The sequence below is a fragment of the Luteibacter sp. P4_E6 genome, from assembly GCF_056401535.1.
The window spans coordinates 1-4,464 of sequence record NZ_JBFUJE010000326.1 but is presented as its reverse complement, the minus strand read 5'-3'; the positions used below and the strand labels follow the sequence as shown (position 1 = coordinate 4,464).

Genomic DNA, 4,464 nt, shown 5'->3' with positions numbered 1-4,464 from the left:
GGCTTATCGCTGTCGAAAGCCCACGCGAGGATCTCGCCGTCGAGGACGCAGCCGTCGGGAAGTTCGAGCGCAGCCCGCTCGATTTCGGGAAAGCGGCCATCGAGCCGTTCTTCACCGCGCGACCAGATGAGCGCGCCGCCGTCGCGTCGCATCAGCTGTGCGCGGATCCCGTCCCACTTCCACTCGGCCAGCCAGTCCTTGCTTTCGCCCAGGCTGGCGACATCGTGCTCCAGCGGTGAGGCGAGGAAGAACGGGTAGGGCCGTTCCCCGGCATGCTCGTCGTCGCGCTCGGGCCCGGCGAGGGCCTCGAAGGCGGCGGCGCCGGGTTTCCAGGTGCCGGTCAGGCGGTGTGCAATGAGGTCCGTCGGTAGCGACGACCACTGCGCGATGGCTTGCACGACGAGGCGGTGCGACACGCCGACGCGCAGCGAACCGGTCAGAAGCTTGTTGACGAGGAACAGCTGATCCCGGGGCAGCGCGTGCCACCATGCGCGCAGGACGTCCATTCGCTCGACCGATTCCAGCTTTCCAAGGGACGGCAGCCGCGTTTCCATCCACACGTGCAGTGGTGTGTCGTCGGCAGTTTCCTCGGGCGCCGGCAGCATCAGCGCTACCGTTTCGGCGAGGTCGCCGACATGCGCGTAGCAATCGTCGATAAGCCAGTCCGCATAGCCGGTTTCGGCAGCGAGGGCGAGGCGGAGCTCCGTCGACGTGGCGGTGCGTTTCAGTTTGCCACCACCAAGTACGTACACCGCCCACGCAGCGTCTTCGGGCGGAGCGTCCCTGAAATACGCGGCCATCGCATCGCGTTTGGCCGACGTGGAAGCGGTGCGGTCGAGTGCCTCGAATAACACGGCAAAGCGGCGCATCAGTCGCCTTCCTCGCTGTCGCGCACGTCCGACACCGTGCCACCCAGCGAGCGCAGCGGGCGTGCATCGTGCCCGGTGTCGCGCAGATGACGAATGAGCGCTTCGCCATCGCCGTGCGTCACGTAGATCCGCTTCGCGCCACAGTCGCGCACGCTTTGCAGCAGACCCGGCCAGTCGGCGTGATCGGAAACCACGAAGCCACGGTCGTAGCCGCGACGACGCCGTGCGCCACGCACCTGCATCCACCCCGAGGCAAATCCCGTGGACGCCTTGGCGAAGCGACGCATCCAGGGCGAACCCGCGGCTGACGGTGGCGCCATGACCAACTCGCCGGCGAAATCCTTGCCTCGCGCGGACTCGCTCACAGCCTGGGTGGGAAGCATGCGAACGCCGGCCTCGCGATACGCCTCGACCAGCCGTAGCATCGCGCCGTGGAGGTGGACGGTGCGGTCGCTGCGCGCGGCGAGCTCGGCGAGAATGCGCTGGGCTTTGCCTAACGCATAGCAGAACAGGACGGCGGGCACCGCGCGTTCGGCGCACTCTTCAAGCCACGCCAGCATGTCGTCGATGACCGTATGCATCGGCGGCCAGCGGTAGATCGGCAGGCCGAAGGTGGATTCGGTGACGAACACATCACAGGGCACGGGCTCAAAAGGCACGCACGTGGGATCGGGGTCGCGTTTGTAGTCTCCGGACACGACGGCGACCAACCCGCGTCCCTCGATCCGCACCTGTCCGGCGCCGAGTACGTGACCGGAAGGATGCAGCGAGAGGCGTGTGTCGCCCATCGTGAACGACTCGCCATACGCATGGTCGCGGATCGTCGCCGTCGCGCCCAGGCGTTCGCGCATGAGTCCGATGCCGGCGCTGGCAACGTGATACAGCGCGCTACCCGAACGCGCGTGGTCGCCGTGGGCGTGAGTAACTACGGCGCGAGGCACCGGCAGCATGGGATCGATGAAGAAATCGCCCGCCGGGCAGTACAGGCCTTCGGGGCGCGGTAGAAGCAGATCGCTGTCCATCGCCGAACAGTAGGAGGCAAGTCGTCAACGCAGCGACAAGCTCCATGCAGGAGCCGATTCATCGGCGATAAACAGCTTGCCCCAACTCCCATCGCCGGCATAGCCGGCTCCCACACAAAGGTCGGACCCTTCAGGCGACGAACTGCAGCCTCGCCAGTTCGGCGTAAAGACCGCCTTCACGCAACAAGGTCTCATGGGTGCCTTGGGCGACGATCCGTCCGCCGTCCATCACGACGATGCGGTCAGCGCGTTGCACGGTCGCCAGACGATGGGCGATGACCAGGGTGGTGCGGCCCTTCTCGAGGCGCTCGAGGGCGTGCTGGATAGCCGCCTCGGATTGGGCGTCGAGTGCCGACGTGGCTTCATCGAGCAGCAGCAGCGGTGCATCACGCAGGATGGCGCGTGCGATGGCGATGCGCTGCTTCTGTCCGCCGGAAAGACGCACGCCGCGCTCGCCGAGCAGGGCTTCGTAGCCTTCGGGAAGGGCCTGGATGAAGCCATCGGCTTCGGCCAGGCGCGCCGCTTCGCGCACCTCGTCGTCGCTCGCGTCCTCGCGACCGAAGCGGATATTGTTGGCGGCGCTGCCACCGAAGATCACGGTCTCCTGGGGTACGAGGGCGATCGCGCCGCGCAGTTCGGGAAGCGCCAGCGCACGCAGCTCGACGCCGTCGAAACGGATCGAACCCGACACCGGATCGTGGAAGCGCAGCAGCAGACTGAACACCGTGCTCTTGCCGGCACCCGAGGGGCCGACGAGGGCGACGGTTTCGCCAGGCGCGATCTCGAGATCGAAATCGGACAGCGCAGCCACGTCCGGTCGTGAGGGATAACGGAATTCCACGTGGTCGAAGCGAAGCGCGCCTGTTACCGGCGTCGGTAGCGGCTCGGGCGCGTCGGGTGTGGCGATGCTCGCCTTTTCCGCGAAAAGCTCGCCAATGCGTTCCATCGCACCGGCCGCCTGCAGCACGTCTCCCCATACTTCCGACAACCCGGCGACGGAGCCGGCAGCGAAGATGGCGTACACCACGAACTGGGTCAGTACGCCAGGCTCGAGTTCCCCGGCGATGACATCGCGAGCACCGGCCCAGAGCACCAGGGTGATCGCGCCGAAGATCAGCACGATCACCGCGSCGGTCAGCATCGAGCGCATGCCGATGCGGCGACGCGCCGTGGCGAGTGCGAGGGCGATGGCGTTCGCATAGCGACGGCTCTCGACCGGCTCGCGGGCATAGGCCTTCACCGTCTGCGCCGCATTGAGCGTCTCATTCGCGACGGCGGCGGCATCGGCCAGGCGATCCTGGCTGGTGCGCGACAGCTTCTGCACCCGACGGCCGAAGACGAGGATCGGCAGCATCACGGCGGGGATGACCAGGGCCGTGAGGCCGGCCAGGCGAGGACTGGTCCAGGCCATGGCCGCTGCCGAGCCGATGAGCATGACGGTACTGCGCAGCGCCACCGAGATGCCCGAGCCGACCAGGGTCTGCACCAGTTCGGTATCCGTGCCCAGGCGCGAGGTGAGCTCGCCTACGCGGGTGCTTTCGTAGAAGCCGACATCGAGATGGATCACGTGCCGGTACAGCGTGCTGCGAAGGGCGGCGAGCGAGCGTTCGCCGAGCAGGGCGATGAAGAAGTAGCGCGCCGCGGTGGCAAGGGCGAGCACCACGGCGACCCCGAACAGGCCCAGGAAGGTCCCGTTGATCGTCGCCAGGTTCGAGGCAAGGAAACCCTTGTCGACGATATGGCGCAAGGCGACCGGAACTAATAGTGAGGCGCCGGAGGAAATGCCGAGGAAGACCAGCCAGCCGACGGCCAGGGCCTTGTGGGGCTTGAGGAAGGGCCAGAGATTGCGCAGTGCACCGATGTTCCGTGACTTCTCCCTGCGTTCGGTGGTCATGCGCCGCTCTTTGCTATGGTCATTCGCCAACGGATGGGGCCGGCCGGTGCAGTATTCAATCGAGCCGGCGCGGCTGGATGCGCCCCCGGCTGAGGTCGACCATGCGCGCGGCGATGGCGTCGAGGCGGTCCGCCGGGGCGAGCACGGTCAATTCCGCCCCGTCGGCGACGAAGATCTCCTGTTCGATCACCCCGTCCATCTCACGGATCCGTGCCGTGACGAGCGCCAGCTCGGCGAAGTCGCAGTGGATGAACAGCCGACCCGTCGCGACGATCGCCACGCGGGGGGCGAGGCGCAGGCATTCCGCCGCTGTGCCGCCGTAGGCCCGGGCGAGTCCGCCCGCACCCAGTTTAACGCCGCCGTACCAGCGCGTGACCACGACGACCACACGGTCACAGCCCTGGCCGTCGATGGCCTGCAGCATCGGGCGGCCCGCCGTGCCGCCGGGCTCGCCGTCATCGTTGAAGCGGTAGGCATCGCCGATGCGATAGGACCAGCAGTTGTGCGTCGCCGCCGTATCGCTGACGGTCTCGATGAAGGCGAGTGCCTCCGTGATACTGCCGACCGGCGCAGCCTGGGCGAGGAAGCGGCTCTTGCGAATGTCTTCCTCGTGCCGCCAGGGCGACGCGAGGGTTTCCAGCGGGGCGTTCAAGGGTTCAGGTCACGCAGGTCTTGGGGC

General features: G+C 67.2%; 4 protein-coding genes. All 4 read right to left on the bottom strand.

Translation table 11 applies throughout. The features are described 5' to 3' along the window. The coding region (locus AC1DT2_RS16440; protein ID WP_477297494.1) for an ATP-dependent DNA ligase at window positions 1–869 on the bottom strand (869 nt) is incomplete at its 3' end. Continuing rightward, window positions 869–1,891 carry a ligase-associated DNA damage response exonuclease gene (locus tag AC1DT2_RS16435; RefSeq protein WP_477297492.1) on the bottom strand — a complete coding sequence of 341 codons (1,023 nt, stop codon included), beginning with the start codon at window positions 1,889–1,891 and terminating at the stop codon, window positions 869–871. The genes AC1DT2_RS16440 and AC1DT2_RS16435, both read right to left, overlap by 1 nt. 130 nt (window positions 1,892–2,021) lie before the next feature. Further along, window positions 2,022–3,785, bottom strand: a complete 1,764-nt coding sequence (locus tag AC1DT2_RS16430) for an ABC transporter transmembrane domain-containing protein (RefSeq protein WP_477297491.1) — start codon at window positions 3,783–3,785, stop codon at window positions 2,022–2,024. Between the two features lie 55 nt (window positions 3,786–3,840). Next, the gene (locus tag AC1DT2_RS16425) at window positions 3,841–4,437 is read right to left on the bottom strand and encodes an IMPACT family protein (protein WP_477297490.1); all 597 of its coding nucleotides are present in this window, start codon (window positions 4,435–4,437) and stop codon (window positions 3,841–3,843) included. Between the last annotated feature and the right edge of the window lie 27 nt (window positions 4,438–4,464).